Source organism: Stenotrophomonas sp. I18B00994 (genome assembly GCF_014145825.1).
Lineage (GTDB): Bacteria > Pseudomonadota > Gammaproteobacteria > Xanthomonadales > Xanthomonadaceae > Stenotrophomonas > Stenotrophomonas maltophilia.
The window spans coordinates 150846-169849 of sequence record NZ_JACIUW010000006.1 but is presented as its reverse complement, the minus strand read 5'-3'; the positions used below and the strand labels follow the sequence as shown (position 1 = coordinate 169849).

The 19004-nt window shown below is 61.7% G+C and carries 17 protein-coding genes; all 17 read left to right on the top strand.

Annotation, left to right across the window (positions count from 1 at the left end):
• Positions 1 to 20: 20 nt before the first annotated feature.
• On the top strand, positions 21 to 386 hold the full coding sequence (locus H4O10_RS08765; protein WP_005407961.1) for a DUF4398 domain-containing protein: 366 nt from the start codon (positions 21 to 23) through the stop codon (positions 384 to 386).
• Positions 383 to 1267, top strand: a complete 885-nt coding sequence (locus H4O10_RS08760; protein WP_080240928.1) for a hypothetical protein — start codon at positions 383 to 385, stop codon at positions 1265 to 1267. The genes H4O10_RS08765 and H4O10_RS08760 overlap by 4 nt, the downstream gene beginning before the upstream one ends.
• 324 nt (positions 1268 to 1591) lie before the next feature.
• Positions 1592 to 1828, top strand: a complete 237-nt coding sequence (locus tag H4O10_RS08755; RefSeq protein WP_005407964.1) for a YdcH family protein — start codon at positions 1592 to 1594, stop codon at positions 1826 to 1828.
• A 300-nt stretch (positions 1829 to 2128) separates the two neighbouring features.
• Positions 2129 to 3499, top strand: a complete 1371-nt coding sequence (locus tag H4O10_RS08750; protein WP_049397548.1) for a pyridoxal-phosphate dependent enzyme — start codon at positions 2129 to 2131, stop codon at positions 3497 to 3499.
• 123 nt (positions 3500 to 3622) lie between these two features.
• Positions 3623 to 4795: a cystathionine gamma-synthase gene (locus H4O10_RS08745; protein WP_049397549.1), complete on the top strand. Its 1173-nt coding sequence runs from the start codon at positions 3623 to 3625 to the stop codon at positions 4793 to 4795.
• Between the two features lie 72 nt (positions 4796 to 4867).
• The gene (locus H4O10_RS08740) at positions 4868 to 5698 is read left to right on the top strand and encodes an ABC transporter permease (RefSeq protein ID WP_080240930.1); all 831 of its coding nucleotides are present in this window, start codon (positions 4868 to 4870) and stop codon (positions 5696 to 5698) included.
• Complete coding sequence (locus tag H4O10_RS08735) at positions 5688 to 7091, top strand: ABC transporter ATP-binding protein (RefSeq protein ID WP_049397550.1); 1404 nt, start codon at positions 5688 to 5690, stop codon at positions 7089 to 7091. Before H4O10_RS08740 ends, H4O10_RS08735 begins: the two co-directional genes overlap by 11 nt.
• A complete protein-coding gene (locus tag H4O10_RS08730) occupies positions 7088 to 7666 on the top strand; it encodes a CatB-related O-acetyltransferase (RefSeq protein ID WP_033835933.1) in 579 nt (192 codons plus the stop codon). The genes H4O10_RS08735 and H4O10_RS08730 overlap by 4 nt, the downstream gene beginning before the upstream one ends.
• On the top strand, positions 7663 to 10827 hold the full coding sequence (locus H4O10_RS08725) for a class I SAM-dependent methyltransferase (RefSeq protein WP_053091535.1): 3165 nt from the start codon (positions 7663 to 7665) through the stop codon (positions 10825 to 10827). Before H4O10_RS08730 ends, H4O10_RS08725 begins: the two co-directional genes overlap by 4 nt.
• Complete coding sequence (locus H4O10_RS08720) at positions 10824 to 12116, top strand: glycosyltransferase family 4 protein (protein ID WP_033835934.1); 1293 nt, start codon at positions 10824 to 10826, stop codon at positions 12114 to 12116. Before H4O10_RS08725 ends, H4O10_RS08720 begins: the two co-directional genes overlap by 4 nt.
• A gap of 53 nt (positions 12117 to 12169) precedes the next feature.
• A complete protein-coding gene (locus H4O10_RS08715; RefSeq protein WP_051188019.1) occupies positions 12170 to 12538 on the top strand; it encodes a hypothetical protein in 369 nt (122 codons plus the stop codon).
• Between the two features lie 178 nt (positions 12539 to 12716).
• Positions 12717 to 14579 (top strand): hypothetical protein, encoded by a 1863-nt coding sequence (locus H4O10_RS08710; RefSeq protein ID WP_049402807.1) that lies wholly within the window; start codon positions 12717 to 12719, stop codon positions 14577 to 14579.
• The gene (locus H4O10_RS08705) at positions 14579 to 15013 is read left to right on the top strand and encodes a GtrA family protein (protein ID WP_033835587.1); all 435 of its coding nucleotides are present in this window, start codon (positions 14579 to 14581) and stop codon (positions 15011 to 15013) included. The genes H4O10_RS08710 and H4O10_RS08705 overlap by 1 nt, the downstream gene beginning before the upstream one ends.
• Complete coding sequence (locus H4O10_RS08700; RefSeq protein WP_033835588.1) at positions 15003 to 15797, top strand: glycosyltransferase family 2 protein; 795 nt, start codon at positions 15003 to 15005, stop codon at positions 15795 to 15797. The genes H4O10_RS08705 and H4O10_RS08700 overlap by 11 nt, the downstream gene beginning before the upstream one ends.
• A gap of 7 nt (positions 15798 to 15804) precedes the next feature.
• Entirely contained in the window at positions 15805 to 16539 is a 735-nt protein-coding gene (locus tag H4O10_RS08695; protein ID WP_049402806.1) for an NTP transferase domain-containing protein, read from the top strand.
• Positions 16536 to 18443, top strand: coding sequence for a lysylphosphatidylglycerol synthase transmembrane domain-containing protein (locus H4O10_RS08690; RefSeq protein ID WP_033835590.1), 1908 nt, complete (start codon positions 16536 to 16538; stop codon positions 18441 to 18443). Before H4O10_RS08695 ends, H4O10_RS08690 begins: the two co-directional genes overlap by 4 nt.
• A complete protein-coding gene (locus H4O10_RS08685) occupies positions 18440 to 19003 on the top strand; it encodes an HAD family phosphatase (protein WP_049397552.1) in 564 nt (187 codons plus the stop codon). Before H4O10_RS08690 ends, H4O10_RS08685 begins: the two co-directional genes overlap by 4 nt.
• The last annotated feature ends 1 nt before the right edge of the window (position 19004 follow it).

The following is a 19004-nucleotide window of genomic DNA, read 5'->3' as shown; positions in this document are numbered from 1 at the left end:
AACGACTTAGCTTCGCACGAATGCGCCACAGCCTGTATGTGATGGCGTTTGCATTCGCACTGTCTGCCCCCGCCTGGGCGCAGGATGGCGCGATGGAACTGGCCCAGGCCCGGCAGGCGGTCGACAAGGCCACCCAGGCCGATGCCGACCAGTACGCCCCGGACCTGATCGGGCTGGCCCGGCAGGGGCTGGAGCAGGCCCAGCGCGCCGCCGGCGACCGCCGCGAGCGCAAGAATGCCCCGGCCATGGCCCTGCGTGCCGCCGCCGATGCCGACCTGGCCCGCGTGCGCAGCGAGGAAGCCACCGTGACCGCGCAGCTGCAGCTGCGCCGCAACGAGGTCAATCAGCTGCAACGCCAGCTGTCGACCGGGGAGGATCGCCGGTGAAGCCGATGACTGCCGCAACCCTGGCCGCGCTGCTGGCGCTGCCGACCCTGGCCGTGGCCGCCGACAACCCGATGGTGGCGCAGCTGAGCCAGCGCCTGATGGCCATCCAGGCCAACCCGGATACCGCTGAGCTGGGCGCCTTCGAGCGCATGCAGGCCCAGCAGGCCATCGCCATCCTGGACAAGGCCAAGCGCCGCGACCAGGAGCTGGCCACCTACCTGGCCGAGCGCCGGGTGGAGATCGCCGAGACGGCGGTGCGTACCGCGCTGGCCGCCCGCGAGGTCGACCGCCTGGAGCGGACCCGCAGCGACCTGCTGATCGAGGCCAGCCGCCGCGATGCCGCGCGTGCCCGCCAGGAAGCCGAACAGCTGCGCATGCAGGCACAGATGCAGGCCGAGGAGGCTGAACGCCTGCGCCAGGCCGCCGAGGCCGAGACCCTGGCCCGCCAGGACGCCGAGAACGCCCTGACCAGCGTCGCCGGCAAGCAGCAGCAGCGCCTCAGCGCCGCCCAGCAGAATGCCGCCAAGCTGGCCCGCGAGGAAGCCGAGCTGGTGTCCGGTCAGAAGCTGCCGGGCTCGAAGTTCGATGGCCGCGGCGAGGTCTTCACCTTCCGTGGCGATGCGTTTGCCGCCGGCGCCTCCAGCCTGTCCGGCGGCGCCCGCAACCAGGCCAAGGCGTTGGCCGAATACCTGAACATCGGCAAGAAGGGCCGCCTGCGCATCGAGGCTTACGACAGTGCCAACGGCGTAGGCCAGAAGCGTGCAGAGGCCCTGCGTGACGCCCTGGTTGCGGCGGGTGTCGCGAGCAACCGGATCCAGCTTGCCGGCAAGAAGGCGGCCTCCACCCAGGCACGTTCGGCCGAGGTCATCATCGCCCCGTAATTGCTTGATATTGTTTGTTTTTCGTTGTGATGAGCATTCAGCCTGAACCCCGCCCCGGCGGGGTTCGGTCTTTTTGACGCAGGGGTCTTGTACCCCGCCTTGAGCAGGCGTAGGGTCAATCGTCCGGGACGCAATGCCGCGGACCGGACGATGGGAGGGCCGGGCCGATGCAAGCAGGGCGCGAACCGCAGCAGATCGACGTGCGCAGGCCAGTGCCGCAGGTCGTTGCAGGCGTCCAGGTGGCCATCGACCGGCGCTCCTCCATGAACAACGCCCCGTGCCTCGCGGCCGGGGCGTTCGTGTATCTGTCGAAGGAGGTCCATCATGTTTGAAGATCAGCCCCAGAGCGAGATCGACGCACGTCGCGCGCGTGATCCGGAGTTCAGGGCACTCCATGACCAGCACCGCAAGTTGAACAAGAAGTGCATGGACGCGGAGTTGGGTGTACTCCCGATCGATGATGTCACCCTGGGTCGCATGAAGCGCGAGAAGCTGCTGGCCAAGCAACGACTTCTGCGAATGTACGAAACACCGCTCCCAACGACGTCCCCCACGCTTTGACGCACCCTGTCACGCCCGGAACGGCGTGACCCGGCCATCGATGGCCCCGCCGGGCGCTCCTGCCCCGGCATCGCGGCACCGCCGATGAGGCGGCCGCGCCAAGGCACCACAGGCGGTGGTGCCTTGGCCTGCAGGCACAACTCACCGATGCGGGCGGTACCGGTCTCCTCGTCGATCCGGGGCCGTCCGCATCTCTTTTTGCGGGCTCGCGGTCCATCTCCGCGCCGACCTGACATTCATCGCCATCCGACGGATAATCACCGGTCCGGCCCTCTGTGGCGCGAACCGAAAGTCCTCCGAATGCCCATTCATTCTTCCGTCCTCGAACTCATCGGCCAGACTCCGATCGTCAAGGCCCAGCGCCTGGACACGGGCGTCTGCGAGCTCTACCTGAAGCTCGAAAGCGCCAACCCGGGCGGATCGATCAAGGATCGCATCGGCCTGTCGATGATCGAGGCGGCGGAGAAGCGCGGCGACCTGAAGCCGGGTGCGACCCTGGTCGAGGGTACCGCCGGCAACACCGGGCTGGGCCTGGCCCTGGTCGCGCAGCAGAAGGGTTACAAGCTGATCCTGGTCGTTCCCGACAAGATGAGCCGCGAGAAGATCTTCAACCTGAAGGCGATGGGCGCCGAAGTCCGCCTGACCCGCTCGGACGTGGCCAAGGGCCATCCGGAGTACTACCAGGACCTGGCCAAGACCATCGCCGAGCAGACCCCGGGCGCCTACTTCATCAACCAGTTCGGCAACCCGGACAACCCGGCCGCGCATGAATTCGGTACCGGCCCGGAAATCCTGGAGCAGATGGGCGGCGACCTCGACGCCATCGTGTTCGGCTGCGGCAGCTCCGGCACCATGACCGGCCTGTCGCGCGCCTTCGCCAAGCTGTCGCCGAAGACCGAGCTGGTGCTGGCCGATCCGGTCGGCTCGATCCTGGCCGAGTACATCAACGACGGCAACCTCAACGACAAGTCGGGCAGCTGGCTGGTGGAGGGCATCGGCGAGGACTTCCTGCCGTCGATCTCCGACTTCAGCCGCGTGAAGAAGGCCTATGCCATCAGCGACGCCGAGAGCTTCCACACCGCGCGCGAACTGCTGGGCAAGGAAGGCATCCTGGGCGGATCGTCCACCGGCACCCTGCTGGCCGCCGGCCTGAAGTACTGCAAGGAGCAGACCACGCCGAAGAAGGTGCTGGTGCTGGTGCCGGATACCGGCAACAAGTACCTGTCGAAGATGTACAACGACTACTGGATGCTGGACAACGGTTTCCTGCAGCGCCCGCAGCACGGCGACCTGCGCGACCTGATCCTGCGCCCCTATGGCCAGCGCGACACCGTGGTGATCGGCCCGAACGATCTGCTGACCACCGCCTACCAGCGCATGAAGCTGTACGACGTGTCGCAGCTCCCAGTGATGGACGGTGACCAGCTGGTCGGCATCGTCGACGAAAGCGACGTGCTGCTGCACGTCTATGGTGACGAAGCACGCTTCCGCGACACCGTTGCCACGGCGATGGTCAGCAAGCTGGACCGGCTGGACGTGAAGTCGCCGATCGAGGCGCTGCTGCCGGTGTTCGACCGCGGCCAGGTGGCGATCGTGATGGACGGCAATGCCTTCCTGGGCCTGATCACCCGTATCGACCTGCTGAACTACCTGCGCCGTCGCGTGCAGTAAGCCGCCGATCGCAGACGTTCGCTGCTGAATCCCGGTTTATCCGCGTCAAAGGTCGTTAAGGCCGCGCTGATAGACTTCCGCACCTTCGACGGCGCCGAGCTTCGGCGCCCCTCAGGAAAGAACATGTCCAACGCTACTTCCCAGGATCGCGCCCTGGCCCTGGCCACGCTGGCCATCCACGGCGGCCAGTCGCCCGACCCCAGCACCGGCGCGGTGATGCCGCCGATCTACGCTACCTCGACCTATGCGCAGTCCAGCCCGGGCGAGCACCAGGGCTTCGAGTACTCGCGTACCCACAACCCGACCCGCTTCGCCTATGAGCGCTGCATGGCGTCGCTGGAAGGTGGCGCCCGCGGCTTCGCCTTCGCCTCGGGCATGGCTGCCAGCTCGACCGTGATCGAGCTGCTGGACGCCGGCAGCCACGTGGTGGCGATGGATGACATCTATGGCGGCAGCTTCCGCCTGTTCGAGCGCGTGCGCCGTCGCACCGCCGGGCTGGATTTCAGCTTCGTCGATCTGACCGACCTGGCTGCGTTTGAAGCGTCCATCACGCCGAAGACGAAGATGGTGTGGATCGAGACCCCGACCAACCCGATGCTGAAGATCGTGGACATCGCCGCTGTGGCCGCCATTGCCAAGCGCCATGGCCTGATCGTGGTGGTCGACAACACCTTCGCCTCGCCGATGCTGCAGCGCCCGCTCGAACTGGGCGCGGACCTGGTGCTGCATTCGGCCACCAAGTACCTCAACGGCCACTCGGACATGGTCGGCGGCATGGTGGTGGTGGGCGACAACGCCGAACTGGCCGAGCAGATGGCTTTCCTGCAGAACTCGGTGGGTGGCGTGCAGGGCCCGTTCGACAGCTTCCTGGCCCTGCGCGGCCTGAAGACCCTGCCGCTGCGCATGAAGGCGCACTGCGCCAACGCGCTGGCCCTGGCCCAGTGGCTGGAAAAGCACCCGGCGGTGGAGAAGGTGATCTACCCGGGCCTGCCGTCGCACCCGCAGCATGAACTGGCCGGCAAGCAGATGGCTGGTTACGGCGGCATCGTCTCGATCGTGCTCAAGGGCGGGTTCGAGGCGGCCAAGCGCTTCTGCGAGAAGACCGAGCTGTTCACCCTGGCCGAGTCGCTGGGCGGCGTGGAAAGCCTGGTGAACCACCCGGCGGTGATGACGCATGCCTCGATTCCGGTCGCGCGCCGCGAGCAGCTGGGCATCAGCGATGCGCTGGTGCGGCTGAGCGTGGGTGTTGAGGATCTGGGGGATCTGCAGGTGGATCTGGAGAGGGCGCTGGTGTGAACGAACTTCTTCTGGAAACTGCTACACCCCGTTGTTCCGTTCAAGTCGGCCGCGCGAACCCAATACGAATTCATGACTGACATGCATACCCAATCAGCAGGGCCCGGCGCTCTTCTGGCCTCGTTGGCAAAACACGGTTCGTTGATCTATCAATTGGCCAAGCGTGAAGTCATCGCCCGATATCGTGGTTCTTTGGCTGGAGTTGCGTGGTCGTTCTTCAATCCGCTATTGATGCTCGCGGTCTATACGCTGGTGTTTTCCTCGATATTCAAGGTCCGCTGGGCAGGTGGTGCGGCGCAATCCACGGGTGAGTTTGCCCTGATCCTGTTCGTTGGCTTGATGATTCACGGGTTCTTCGCCGATTGCATCAATCGCGCGCCGTCCCTGATCCTGTCCAATGTCAGCTACGTGAAAAAGGTTGTCTTCCCGCTGGAAATCCTTCCATGGGTTTCCGTTGCCTCGGCGCTTTTCCACCTTGCAATCAGCGTTGTCGTGCTGTTGGTTGTGCAGTTCGCCATGGTCCAGTATCTGCCCTGGACTGCTCTCCTGCTGCCGTTGCTGCTGCTGCCCCTCCTGCTGATGACGGTGGCATTCACCTATCTCTTCGCCGCCATCGGTGTCTATCTTCGGGACATCGGCCAGCTGACGGTGATGATCACTACGGTGCTCTTCTTCCTGTCTCCCATCGTCTACCCCACCTCGAGCCTGCCGGAGCAGTTCCGCGCCTGGATCCGGTTCAGTCCCATCACCTACCCGGTAGAGCAGGCGCGCAAGCTGCTGATTTTCGGTGAAATTCCGGAGCTCTCAGGGTGGTTCATCACGATGGCGGCTGCGTTGGTACTTTTGAGCGTAGCTTTCTATGTCTACCAGAAAACCCGACGAGGATTTGCAGATGTCCTCTGACGCCAATGCAACGGGCAATGTGCAGGTGCCGCAAGAGCGGCCTGTGGCCATCCACGTGGAGTCGCTCTCCAAGCTTTACCAGATCTATGAGCATCCGCGCGATCGACTGAAACAGTTCATCCTTCCGCGTGTCTCGGGACTTATGGGTCGGGCACGACGTGACTATTTCCGCGAATACTGGGCATTGCGGGACGTCAGCTTTGACGTGCGTCGGGGGGAAGCTGTCGGCATCGTCGGCCGCAACGGCGCGGGAAAATCAACGCTTCTGCAGCTCATCTGCGGGACGCTGACGCCGACGACCGGAAGTGCCCATATCCACGGACGCGTAGCAGCACTGCTTGAGCTGGGTGCTGGCTTCAATCCTGAGTTCACCGGCCGCGAAAACGTCTACATGAGTGCCACCCTGCTGGGCCTCACGCGCCAGGAGATCGACGAACGCTACGAGGACATTCTTGCGTTCGCCGATATCGGTGATTTCGTCAACCAGCCGGTGAAGGTGTACTCAAGCGGCATGTATGTGAGGCTTGCCTTTGCGGTAATTGCCCATGTCGATGCCGACATCATGATCGTAGACGAGGCGCTGGCTGTTGGCGACAGCGTGTTCGTGCAGAAATGCATGCGCTTCCTGCGCTCGTTCCGCGAGCGTGGAACCTTGTTGTTTGTGAGCCACGATACCGGATCGGTCCTGAACTTCTGTGACCGCGCCATCTGGCTGGATAAGGGTCACGTGCGCATGCATGCATCGGCGCAGGATGTTGTGACTGAGTACATCGAGTATTGCGCGCAGGAAGTCTATGGCGAAGCAGTAAAGCTGAAGAGCATCAAGGGCGAGCGACCCAAGGAGCAGGTGGTTCCCGAGCGCAGGGAGGCAAGCCAGGTTGAGGAAGAAACCAAGCTCACATTGTTCTCCAACATCCACAATTCCGATGGTTGGACGTCCGAGGCGGCCCGCATCGAATCGGTCGAGCTGCTGGACCGTGGTCTGAGCCCGCTGAACGTATTCCGTGGCGGCGAACAGGTGACGCTGCGGATACGGGCGTCGGCGGTACGTGCACTCGAAAGCACCATTATCGGTTTCTTCGTCAAGGATCGCCTGGGGCAGTCCCTTTTCGGTGAGCACACCTATACATACGTCCCTCAGCCTTGCTCCATGGCCGCAGGAGAAACGCTGGAAGCCGAGTTCGATTTCACCATTCCGCTTCTGCCTGACGGGGACTACTCGATGACGGTCTCGATCGCGGAAGGCAATCCCTGGGACAATGTCCAGCATCATTGGCTGCACGATGCCGTGCTGATAAAGGTCGCATCGACCAAGCTGCGTTATGGCCTGGTTGGCGTCCCGTTCGAGCGTGTGGCCGTCAAGTCGCTGGGCACCAGCGGGGAGTCCGCATGACCGGTTCCCTTATTCCTGAAACGGTGGTTCACGATCCGCGCATCCAGATCGGTCGGTTCACCTATGGCAGCCCGAACTTCCGCATATGGGCCGAGCATGAATCGATCAGCATTGGTGCGTTCTGTTCCATTGCCGACGAGGTTGCGATCTTTGGCGGCGGTGAGCACAACGCGCAGTGGGTCACGACGTTTCCCTTGCGGATCGCGCTTGGCCACCCGGATGCGCATGCCGACGGTCATCCGGCCACGCGCGGCCCGACCCGCATCGGCAACGACGTCTGGATAGGACATGGCGCCACGATCATGTCAGGAGTGACTGTAGGCAATGGCGCCATCATCGGCGCGAGGGCTGTTGTGGCGAAGGACGTGCCGCCTTTCGCTGTAGTGGTGGGCAATCCGGCCCGAGTGGTGCGTTACCGCTTCGACGATGCCCAGATCCAGGCTCTGCAGCGGATCGAGTGGTGGAACTGGCCGCTTGAAAAGATTTCCGAGATGGTCCCATTGCTCTGCGGTGGGTCCGTAGAGCAGTTCATTGCCAGCGCGCAGAGCAAAGAAGAACAGGAGAACGGACGATGATCGAACTGAACAACTCTGCCTTCATCAGGCCGTTGAAGCTGCCGCCGAGCGCCTGGCACGGGCATATTCCCTTCGCTGGCTGGATAGTCGAGGCACTGCGTCCGGCGATGTTCGTTGAGCTGGGTACCCACTATGGCGCGTCCTATCTCAGCTTCTGCCAGACGATCCAGGAGCTGGGCCTTGGCACGCGCGCGTATGCCGTGGACACGTGGGAGGGCGATGAGCACGCTGCGTTCTATGGAAACTCGGTCCATGCAGGGCTGAGTGAATACCATGATGGAAAGTACAACGATTTCTCCAAGCTGCTGCGCTGCACGTTTGATCAGGCACTGGAAAAGTTCGACGACGGCAGTGTCGATCTGCTGCATATTGATGGCCTGCATACCTACGAGGCGGTACGTCACGACTTTGAAAGCTGGATGCCGAAGCTGTCCGACCGTGCCGTGGTCCTGTTCCATGACACGCAGGAGCGGCAGGGCGATTTCGGGGTCTGGCGCCTGTGGGCTGAGCTCTCTTCCCAGTACCCGTCCTTTGAGTTCAGCCACTCTCATGGGCTGGGTGTCCTGGTGGTCGGTGAGAACGCTCCAGAAAGGGTAAAGAGGCTCGGAACGCTTGATGGCGATCAGCGCAACCTCGTTGCCCATCTGTTCGCAGCGCTGGGCCACGCCGTGGCGCTGGCCTACGCGCGGGACTGGTGGCAGAACGAGGTGCATGTGCTTGGCGGCAAGGTGGCCAACCTTGAGGGCGACCTTGCCTATGTGCGCGCGGAGCACGAGCGCAGCATCGTCACGGTGAACGAGAAAAGCCAACAGTTGCATCACGCCAATGAGCAGCTGGTGGCACTGCAGAGCGCCGCCGAGGACTCCCATGGGCGGCATGAACTGGCAACTGCCATCGCCGCACTGGAGGCGGAACTGGAGAGTGCCGAATCAGAGCGGGAGGTGCTGCGGCTGAAGGTAGATGAGATCTCGCATGAACTCGGCAAGGAGCGTGAGCGGACCATCGCCGCTCAGGTCGAGTGTCGCGCAGCGGTGACGGCATTGGCTGCGCTTGAAGCGGAGCAGGTTTCAGCTCGGGCCACCATGGAAGCGGAGATCGCTCACGAGCGTGAATTGCGCGCTGCGATCATCGCCAGCCTTGAGGCGGAGCGCGCTGCCCACCAGCGTTCGATCGCAGTGCACGAAAGCGAGTCGGCCCAGCGCTTGCGGGAGCGCGAGCAGGGGCTGCTGGAAGTGGGCGTTCGCCGTCAGCGGCTGATCGGCGACATCAAAGACCGCGACGATCTTATTGCTGCGCTGACACGGGATCTGTACCAGGCGCAGCAGCGGTCTGAGACGATTGGCGCCAAAGCAGGGCGCGCCTTTGAGCGGATCTACCAGCGTTGGAATGCTCAGGGAGGCTTGCGCGCGCGCGCGCTGAACTGGGGTATCCGCAAGGCTGAGGCGCGTCATGCCCGTGCATTGGGCCGTCAGCAGCGCTCTGCCGAAGGAATTGCATTGACCCGGCCGCAGGCAGGTTTCAATCCTGCACTGCGTGCGGATTGTCAGGATCTGGCCGACTACATCGCTGTGACCGAGTTGTCTCCGCAGGCATTGGCCGAGCAGGCCTCTGCCGCGCAGGCGTTCAGCTACCGCCCGCGGGTGTCGCTGATCATTCCGATCTACAAGGTTCCGCGCCAAGTACTGGAGGAGACACTGCAGAGTGTCGAACTGCAGACCTACGGTGAGTGGGAAACCTGCCTGGCATGGGCCGATGTGGACGACCTGGAAGGATGGGAATGGTTGAAGCAGCGCTGTGTCTCCGACCCGCGGCACAAGGCGATACTCTTGGCCGCCAACGGCGGTATTTCAGAGAACTCCAATGCCGCTCTCGAACACGCAGAGGGCGAGTTCGTGGCGTTGCTCGATCACGACGATACGATTACGCCCTGGGCGCTGTTCGACATGGTAGCGGCGATGCAGGAAGGGGGCGCCGAAGTCGATTTCCTGTACTCGGACAAGGACTCCATCAACGCTGACGGGACGTGCCGGATGAACGCACTGTTCAAGCCGCAGTGGAGTCCGGAGATGCTGCATTCGGTCAACTATCTGACCCATCTGAACCTCATGCGGACCTCGGTGGTCCGCCAGGCAGGTGCATGGAACAAGGAAACCGATGGCGCCCAGGATTGGGACATTTTCTTCCGCGTGACTTCTGCGGCACGCAGGATCCTGCATGTCCCGTCCATTCACTACCATTGGCGCATCCTGCCGACGTCGACCGCATCCGGGCTGCAGACCAAGCCGTACGCGATCATGGGCCAGTTGCGCGCGCAGAAGAACTATTTTGCAAGCCGCGGGCTGCCTGCGCAGGTGAAGCGAACCGATCAGGGGTTGTTCCACATCTCCTGGCCGCCGCTTGCATCGGCTTCCGAGGTGGTTGTCATCCAGACCGGCACCACGCAACAGCTCGTGCATACGCTGAACCTTCTTCTGGTCTCCGACCTTTCCAGCATCAAGCACATTCATGCTGTTCACGTGGGTGAGGCGAGTGCCGAACTGCAGGCATTTGCGAATCTGCCCGACAGCCGGTTCGTGCTCCGCCGGCAGGATGCGTTTAGCTGGTTGGCCGTGGCCGATTGGCTGGATGCTGCATCGGCGGGCGTCGTGATGATTGATGGCCGGGCTGTAGGCTTGTCGGAAGGATTGCTGAATGAACTGCTGGGATGGGTCCACCACCATCCGGATATCGCCTGGACCTCCGCGTTGGCGGTCCGCGAGGACGGTCGAGTGGAAGAGGCTGGGCGGGTTGTCGCCGCTGACGGCAGCAGTGCGCCACTGTTTCACGGCGCACATCCGCACGAGTATGGCTGGTTTGGCGGTGCGCAGTGGTACCGAAACATGCGGGCTGCTTCACCGTTCGCGATTGCGTTTAAGATGACGAAGTTCCAAACTGTGTCACGTTTTCCTTGCGGAGACGTGGAAATGCAGCAGGCATTCACGCGTATCTGCACTGGGAGCATCGAATCGGGCGGCGGAAGAGGCTTGATCGATCCCTTTGCTGTGGTCTACATGCCTTCTGGCGCGCAGGCTGCCTGGTCTAACGACGGCGAAAAGTATCGAGCTGACCCGTACTTCAATCCGGCGTTCCGGCAAGTCAGTCCCCTGAGGCTCAACAAATGAAAAAAAGGATTCTTTCGGCCGTTCGCGCACTCCGTGGTGATCGTGTCGTCCCCGCCAATGCTTCCATCTGGGCGGGCTACACCAGCGATGCATTGGCCCTGGCCCAGATCATCGATCTCGATGTGGCAAGTCTGTCGCAACAGCAGCAGCACCCCGAGCGGGTTGCTGCCGACCCTGCCCAACGGGTCTGTGCCTGGTATCTGCCTTACTTCGACAATCCATTCTATGGCGGGGTGATGACTATTCTCCGCCTGGCCGAGAGTCTGCACCGCAGCTCGGGGATGAAGCAGCGATTCCTGATCTGCGGCCAGGCCGATCCTGTGGCCATGCAGGAAAGCCTGGGCAAGGCATTCCCGGGGCTGGCGAATTCGGAAGTGATCGTGCTCGACAGTGGCGAGAAGATCGCCCAGATACCGCCTTCGGACTATTCTGTGGCGACCCTGTGGACCACCGCCTATGTGCTGGTGGGTGTGCAGAACACCGGGTTGAAGTTCTACATGATGCAGGACTTCGAACCGGCCTTCTATCCGGCGGGCAGCACTTACGCACAGGCTGAATTCACCTACAGCTTCGGTTTCCTGGGCATCTGCAACACGCAGACCCTCAAGGAAATCTACGAGCAGCAGTACGGTGGTTCTGCGGTGCTGCTGCAGCCAAGCGTGGATACGACGGTGTTCCATCCGGGCGCGGGTGAGCGCGACGACCACGCATCAGTGAAGCGCCTGTTCTACTACGCGCGCCCGGGCACGCCCCGCAACGCGTTCGAACTTGCTGCTGCTGCGCTGCGCAAGGTGAAGGCGCGAATGGGCGATCGCGTGCAGATCATCTGTGCGGGTACGGGCTGGGATCCGGCTGAATTCGATCTGGTTGGGGTGGTGGAAAGCGTGGGCCTTCTGCCCTATCGTGAGACCGGTAACCTCTACCGCAGTTGCCATGCGGGCTTCGTCATGATGATGACGAAGCATCCCTCGTATCTGCCGTTCGAGTTGATGGCCTGCGGTACTACCGTGGTTACCAACCACAACGAGGCCAACACGTGGCTGTTGCGCGATGGCAGCAATTGCCTGCTTTCACCGCCCACCGCAAACTGCCTGGCGCAGACGCTGGTCTACGCTCTGGAGAACCATGCGAACCTCGAGGGAATGCGCAGGACTGCCGCGGAAGAAATGAAGGCGCGCTCGGGCTGGGATGAAAGCCTTGCCCGCGTTGCCAGCTTCATGAACGCGCCGGTCTTCGCGCCGCCTGCTGCATCGATCGGTAGTCAGTTCCACGCGTTGGCAAATCGCTGAGTTGATCGATTCAAGTGCTTTCGAAAAACACTATCCAAAGGGGAACAGGTTCGATGAATCAGATTAGGAATGGAGTTGTTGTTCTGGCTATCGCGCTGGGTCTTGCCGCATGCGGCAAGTCTCCGGCTGAGCGTGCGGCCGCCGAAGGCCAGCCGGCCCCAGCTGCGGAAAATCCGGCTGCGGAGCCTGCGCCGGCAGCTGCCAACCCGGTTGCTGAAAAGTACGAGGGCAAGATCGTGCGCCGCCCTGCCAGTGACGGTGGCAAAGAAGATGGTTGGTTCTTCGTTGAGCAGGGCAAGCGTCGGTGGATCAGCAATGGCGCCTGGCTGGCCGAGCACGGCCGTAGTCCGGCCGAAGTAATCGAGATCCCCGCGGCCGAGCTTGCCCAGATTCCAGAGGATCCGAATCCGCTGGGTCAGTAACGGGTCTGCTGCTGTTCTGGGGGCCGGGAGCACGATCTGCTCCCGGCCCCAGCATGCGGTCGTTTGAAAAATCACCGAGGCGGTCGGCCTCGGTTTTTACTATTCGTTTCAGTTCAACAGCGCGGCAGATATGAAGAGTCCATTGACAAAAAACAAGAACGCACTCCGGCTGATCGGGATGACGTTGCTCTTCATTGCGGCTTTCACGCTGTTCTGCCTGCGGAATCTGGACCCCATCACCTATCCATCATTGTATGCCGAGGATGGCACCTGGTTCGGGGATCTGTTGACCCGCGGTTTCTATGACACTGCGTTCGATACCAGAGTCTTTCCGATCGTTGGTTTCATCATATTTCTGCAGATTGCAAGCTGGGTAATCGACGTATTCCTGGGGGGCAATCTCTACTATCTGCCTCTTGTGTTGTTCGTGTTGTCTAACATGTTCAGTGCGGGCATGGTGCTGGTGGCTGTGCGCGTATTCCGCGGCCACCTTCCGTTCTGGGGAGTTGCCGCCATCGTACTTTCAATCGCGCTTCTGCCTGTAGGTGGAGACGCGAATGAGATCTATGGGCGGATCCTCAACCTGGGATTCATGTTCCCCTATCTGCAGACACTGCTGCTGCTGCCATTGTTCCTGCCCGGCAGTCGCCGTCGTGTAGGTATCGCCATAGGCCTCGTATTCTCCTTGATATCGGGACTCACATTCCCGGTGGGGATCGGTGTGGCGGGCGTAGCCTGCGGGTTGCTGTTGCTGAGATTCATGCATGAACGCCGTCGTGGCGATCTGGTCGCGGCCATGCTGGTGGGGCTTACCGCGCTGCTGCCGTTGCTGATGTTGACCAGTCAGACCTTCAGCGATACAGGCGCTGCCTCCATGCCGGTCAAGGTTGAGGCGTGGGTAGAGTTCGCAATGGCCCGATCGCTCCTGTATCCGATTGTTTTCTGGTTCTATTCTTCGCTGACAGATGCCTCCGTATTGCTCATCGTGGTGGCAGTGGTGGTCGCGGTAGCTGCGCAGTTGTGGCGGACGCGCAGGTCTGCAGAGCTGCCAGCAGTTTCAGCGGGTTATCCCTTGTACCTGTTCTGGGGGGCGACGCTGGTCAACCTGGCCGCCATGCTGGTCATGCGATCCGGCTTGTCGGCGATCTTTGATGGTTACAGCAGTACGTTCCCGGACCGCTACTTCACTGGACTGAATCTGCTGTTCTTCACCAGCCTGGTGCTGACGGCCTGTCGCAGCAGGTGGGGGCAGGCGGTCGCAGCTGCATTGGCAGTTCCGTTGCTGGCGACCTCCGCCGGACGGTTCGAATTGAACAGCCCATCCATGCATTGGCACTCCGTTCCAACGTGGACCAAGAGCATCTGCGAAACCGCGATGCGCGATGGTCCCCGCGCCTTCATTCCATTTGCGCCTGAGGGCTTTTCAACCGAAGTGCCGAAGGAAGAACTGACTGCTGCGCTGCTTGCGCGCTGCGCGGCGACGGAAACCAGGGCCTATGCCGACCTTCCGTTGATTTCGGCGGTTGTGTCGGATGATCTTGACAGGCCTCCTTCGGCGGCGGCCATCCGTTACGAAGGCCAGGTGGTGCGCCGTCCGGCGCAGAGTGGCGGCAAGGACGATGGATGGTTCTATGTGTCCGAAGGCAAGCGGCGTTGGATACTGGATGGCAAGTGGCTGGAAACGCAGGGGCTGACAACGGCTGATGTTGTGCAGATCAGTGCTGCCGAGCTGGCGACCATTGCGGAGAATCCCAGCCCGATCACCGCCGACACTGGACCCATTGCGACCAACGGTGGAGCCACCCGCACTGCTGATCTCTACGATGGGCAGATCGTGCGCCGGGCCCCGCTGGACGGAAGCCGTCAGGATGGATGGTTCTATGTCAAGAACGGCAAGCGTCGCTGGATCGCGGACGGAGCGTGGTTGAAGGAGGCCGGACTGGAAGCCAAGGACGTCCAGGCGATTCCTGCGGAGACGTTGAGCGCGATTCCGGAGGATCCTGAACCGCTTGGTGTGGATAAGCCCCTGGAGAGCAACTGATGAAACTGCCTTGGCCGGCGTGGCAGGAAGCCCGGCGCGCGCTCGGCTTTGTGCTGTTCTCCGGCTTCGGCTGGTGTTTGGACATGTGCCTGTTCTTTGGACTTGTCCATGCACTGGCCTTGCCGCCTGGGCTGGCCAATCTCGTCAGCGCGACGACGGCGGCGATGGCGGTGTTCGTGGTGTCGAGGGTGCTGCTGTTCGATGGAGCGCGCCGCGGTGTGAAGCCGATTCTGGGTTACTTCTTCTACACTGAGGTGAATATTCTGCTGTCGGCGGCGGCGATTGAGGCGATCGCACTCCATCTCTCCTCCGCGTACACGCTGCAGTCAACGACGGCGGCAATTGCCGCCAAGATACTGGTGACGCCTCTCTCGTTGGCGTGCAATTTTTTTGTTACCCGCTGGATCTCAGGGAAAAAGGCAGATGAGCAATAGGACATTGGTGTTTGTGCCGGCTTACAACTGCGAGCGGCAAGTCCTACGCGTACTGGCACAGCTGGAAGATGGCTGGGTGCGCTCTTGCGTGTCACAGGTGATCGTCGTTGACAATGGCAGTACCGACGCAACACGGCACGTTGTCGCAGAGCATGCGCGCAAGCGCGGCGATGCCTATATTTCCCTGGTGACCAACGATGCCAACTACGGTCTTGGCGGTTCGCACAAGGTTGCTTTCCAGTATGCACTTGAGCACGGCTTCGACTGGGTGGTCGTATTGCATGGGGACGATCAAGGCACCATCGCAGACTTCCGGAGTGTGCTTGAGCGCCCCGATGCACTCGACGTTGACGCGGTCCTCGGAAGCCGTTTCATGGCCGGGTCGCATTCGCCGGGCTATTCACGGTTCCGGATTTTTGGCAACTTCGTCTTCAACGCGATCTATTCCCTGTGCCTGCGCCGACGTATCCACGATCTGGGAGCCGGCCTCAACATGTATCGGGTGAATCGCCTGCGGATCAATGAGGTCTTGCGCTACCCGGATAACCTCACATTCAACTGCGTGATGCTCTGCGCGCAGGTCATTCGCGGGGATCGGATAAGGTTCATGCCTATTTCTTGGCGCGAAGACGACCAGGTCTCCAATGTCAAACTGGTTCGTCAATCTTTCCAGACGCTGGGCATCGCATTGAGAGCGATGATTGCCCGCTCGTCCTTCCCGTCTGCCGAGCATCGGCAGCGGGTGATCTCCCGTTACTCATGGAAGGTGGTGGCCAATGACTGATGCGTGCATGATCATGCCGATGGCCGGCCGTGGTTCACGGTTCGCCCAGCAGGGTGAGCCCTTGCCCAAGCCAATGATCCAGTTGGGCGGCAAGCCGTTCTTCTACTGGGCGACCCGCAGCGTGCTACGCGAGCTTCCGCATGCGCGTTTGGTGTTCGTGGTGCTGCAGGAGCATATCGATGGCTTCGGCATCGACGCGCAGGTCAAGAGATACTTTCCTGACGCACAGGTGCTGGCCATCCCTGAGGTTACCTCCGGGGCCTTGGAAACTGTGCTGAAGGTCGGGGCCCTGGCGGGTGAGGGGCCGGTGCTGGTCAACGACTGCGACCACGCGTTCTCCTACTCGCGCCTGAAGCAGGCGATCACTGCGCTGGAGCGGGGGGCTGATGGCTTCCTTTCCCATTTTCGTTCGACAACTCCGCACTTCTCCTTCGCAGCTTACGATGCGGAGGGGCGACTGCAGCGTACTGCGGAGAAGGTCGCAATCAGTGACCGTGCCATCGCCGGCCTGTATGGTTTCCGCAGCATGCACCTGATCGAAACGGCGGCACGCTCGTATGAGCGCACCTGTCCCTATCCGGAGCTGTTCGTCAGCGGTCTGTACAATGACATCGTGGCATCCGGAGGCGAAGTGCGCGGCTTCGATCTGGACTCTCATATTCCGTTTGGTACGCCGGAAGAGTATCGCGAGGCGCTTCTCCGGAGCGAAGAGCTGCAGCGGCTGGAAGGGCCGCTGGAATGAAACCGGGCTTTTTTGTCGCAGCTGTGTTGCTGTTGCTTTTCTCGCATATTGTCCGAACCATTCGCTGGCGGGTCATCCTTTCCCGGTCCGGGGTGGAAGTGTCCAATACGCGCCCGCTCGCGGCACTCAGCGTTGGCTACCTCATCAATGCATTGCTGCCCCTGCGGCTGGGCGAGCTTGTCAGAACTGGACTGCTGTCCTATACCGTGCGAACGCGGTTTTCCACGGTCCTGGCGACAGTCTTCGTTGAGCGCCTGATCGATCTGGCCATACTCGTTCTGCTTCTCGTGGTGCTGCCCGGCTGGCCGGCTGCCCCGCAGCTGGTGCTGGGTTCGCTGGTCACATTGTTCGCGCTGGGCGCGTTTTTCGTGTTGCTGTTGTGTTCCGCTGCATCACGTCGCGCCCTGTTGATGTTGGCGTCGCTGTTCAACGACAGCCTGAAGAGCGCGATCCTGCATTTCTGCTATCTGGTGACACAGTTGCTGCTGCAGCCGTCACTGCTTGCGCGTGGGCGCTTCTGGGCGTTGACCGTCGCGATGTGGGGAGCGGCGCTTGCGTCGCTGGCGTTGTTCTCCATGGGTGCAGATCAAGACGTTGCCACCACCTTCCTTGCGGTCTACGGAGATACCACTCAAGGCCAGCCGGCATCCCTTGCTGTGTTGAAGAGCCCGTGGTTGCTGGCTTACCTGATTCTGCCGGTGCCGATCATCCTGGTGTACGCCTACCTGTCGGGATTCAATGCGTTGGCAGGTCTGCGTGGTGGCCTGCGCGCGATCAGCAGGCTTGAGGCCTACGGCGGAGGTCAGTTGAGGTCGAGATCGCAGACGTTCAATTCGCTTGGCCAATACAATGCGTTTCTGGATAGGCACTATCGTGGACGCGGCGGCTTGCTTTCCGAGTTCGAGCAGCGCGGAATCGATGACGTTCTCGTGCACCGGATCTTCCACGGTGGATCTGGTGCCGTCACTGCGCTGGTGGAAGTTGCCGGGACGCTGCGTGTCCGCAAGTTCGCGACGGGTGCGCTTGGAGCCAAGCTGCGCATCCAGCGTGAATGGTTGCAGAATTATCGCGGCGATCTTCCGCTGGTGGACATTATCGAAACCCGTGCCGATGGCGAAGACTATTTCTATGACATGGCGTTCATAGGAGGAAGCCGCGACCTGTATGAGGGTATTCACTCCGAGCCGGTCAACATGTCCATGGCCTTGCTGGACGACGTCATCGAGCGGATGTCCAGCTTCCATGCCATCAGCGCCTGCGAACCTGCGTCGGATGCGGTAGTGGCCGATTACATTGCCACCAAGGTGGTGGCGAACTATCGCACCATTCGCGCGGAGTTCCAGGACATACTCGATATGGGCTGGATTGAGCTCAACGGCGAGCCTTTCGACCTGGCCCAGCTGGAAATGATGGAGGACCCCGAAGCGTTCATCGGTCGACTGACGGACCGTCGGCAGTCCAGCATTCATGGCGACCTTACTATCGAGAACATCATGCTCGAGGGCACCGTACTGGAGCCTGGGCGCTGGTTCCTGATCGATCCCAATCCAGTCAATGGCTTCCAGTCTCCGTTGATCGACTTTGCCAAGCTGATGCAGTCCCTGCATCTGGGCTACGAGGCGTTGCACAAAGCACCCCGCGCCAGCCTCGTTGGCAACAGGCTGACAGTTGGGTTGCATCGTTCTTTCCAGTACGAGAGTGTCTATCGCCATGTGGTGGACGGGCTTACCCAGCGCCTCGGAGCCGATGGAATGCAGCAGGTATACCTGCATGAGCTGGTCAACTATCTGCGCTTGATTCCTTATCAGTTGCGCGCGAACCGTGAGGCCGGCCTCGCTTTCTTCGGGGGCCTTTGCCTGTTGGTGCGCGAGTTCCAGATCGCCTATCCGGCGCGCCCGTCATGATCAGGGCTGTCCTCGTCGATCTCGATGGGACCTTGGTCGACACGCACGCCGTCAATCTGGCGGCCTACCGCCTCGCGCTCGACGAAGAGGGGCTGCCCTACGATCACGCCACACTGGAGCGGACCGTGGGTCGCCTGGCGTGGCGGCTCATGCTGCAGTCGGTGCTTCCAGGACATCCTTGCGTGCATGAACGCGTGGCTGAACGCAAACGCCGTCTGTATGCAGGCATGGCGTCGCAGGTTCGTGTCAATGAAGCGCTGGTCGAAACGCTGCGGCTGCTACGACCGCGCGTGAGTATCGCACTGGTGACCGCGGCATCGCCGGGTTCAGTCGGTCCGCTGCTGCAGGCGAAGGGTCTTGACGACCTGTTCTCGGTGGTGGTGACCAGCGCTGACGTTGAGAAGCAGAAGCCGGATCCAGAGCCTTTCCAGCGCGCTGCGCAATTGCTCGGAGTAAGCGCCGACGAGTGCGTGGTGTTCGAGGACTCTGACGTGGGCCTTGCAGCCGCACGTGCGTTTGGCGCCCAGGTGTGGAAGGTCGAATGGGCCACTCGCCCCTGAT

Bases quoted from the DNA above. Each gene is read 5' to 3' on its own strand.
- H4O10_RS08765 (WP_005407961.1), top strand. From the start codon at position 21: ATGCGCCACAGCCTGTATGTGATGGCGTTTGCATTCGCACTGTCTGCC.
- H4O10_RS08755 (WP_005407964.1), top strand. From the start codon at position 1,592: ATGTTTGAAGATCAGCCCCAGAGCGAGATCGACGCACGTCGCGCGCGT.
- H4O10_RS08750 (WP_049397548.1), top strand. From the start codon at position 2,129: ATGCCCATTCATTCTTCCGTCCTCGAACTCATCGGCCAGACTCCGATC.
- H4O10_RS08745 (WP_049397549.1), top strand. From the start codon at position 3,623: ATGTCCAACGCTACTTCCCAGGATCGCGCCCTGGCCCTGGCCACGCTG.
- H4O10_RS08740 (WP_080240930.1), top strand. From the start codon at position 4,868: ATGACTGACATGCATACCCAATCAGCAGGGCCCGGCGCTCTTCTGGCC.
- H4O10_RS08735 (WP_049397550.1), top strand. From the start codon at position 5,688: ATGTCCTCTGACGCCAATGCAACGGGCAATGTGCAGGTGCCGCAAGAG.
- H4O10_RS08730 (WP_033835933.1), top strand. From the start codon at position 7,088: ATGACCGGTTCCCTTATTCCTGAAACGGTGGTTCACGATCCGCGCATC.
- H4O10_RS08725 (WP_053091535.1), top strand. From the start codon at position 7,663: ATGATCGAACTGAACAACTCTGCCTTCATCAGGCCGTTGAAGCTGCCG.
- H4O10_RS08720 (WP_033835934.1), top strand. From the start codon at position 10,824: ATGAAAAAAAGGATTCTTTCGGCCGTTCGCGCACTCCGTGGTGATCGT.
- H4O10_RS08715 (WP_051188019.1), top strand. From the start codon at position 12,170: ATGAATCAGATTAGGAATGGAGTTGTTGTTCTGGCTATCGCGCTGGGT.
- H4O10_RS08710 (WP_049402807.1), top strand. From the start codon at position 12,717: ATGACGTTGCTCTTCATTGCGGCTTTCACGCTGTTCTGCCTGCGGAAT.
- H4O10_RS08705 (WP_033835587.1), top strand. From the start codon at position 14,579: ATGAAACTGCCTTGGCCGGCGTGGCAGGAAGCCCGGCGCGCGCTCGGC.
- H4O10_RS08700 (WP_033835588.1), top strand. From the start codon at position 15,003: ATGAGCAATAGGACATTGGTGTTTGTGCCGGCTTACAACTGCGAGCGG.
- H4O10_RS08695 (WP_049402806.1), top strand. From the start codon at position 15,805: ATGATCATGCCGATGGCCGGCCGTGGTTCACGGTTCGCCCAGCAGGGT.
- H4O10_RS08690 (WP_033835590.1), top strand. From the start codon at position 16,536: ATGAAACCGGGCTTTTTTGTCGCAGCTGTGTTGCTGTTGCTTTTCTCG.
- H4O10_RS08685 (WP_049397552.1), top strand. From the start codon at position 18,440: ATGATCAGGGCTGTCCTCGTCGATCTCGATGGGACCTTGGTCGACACG.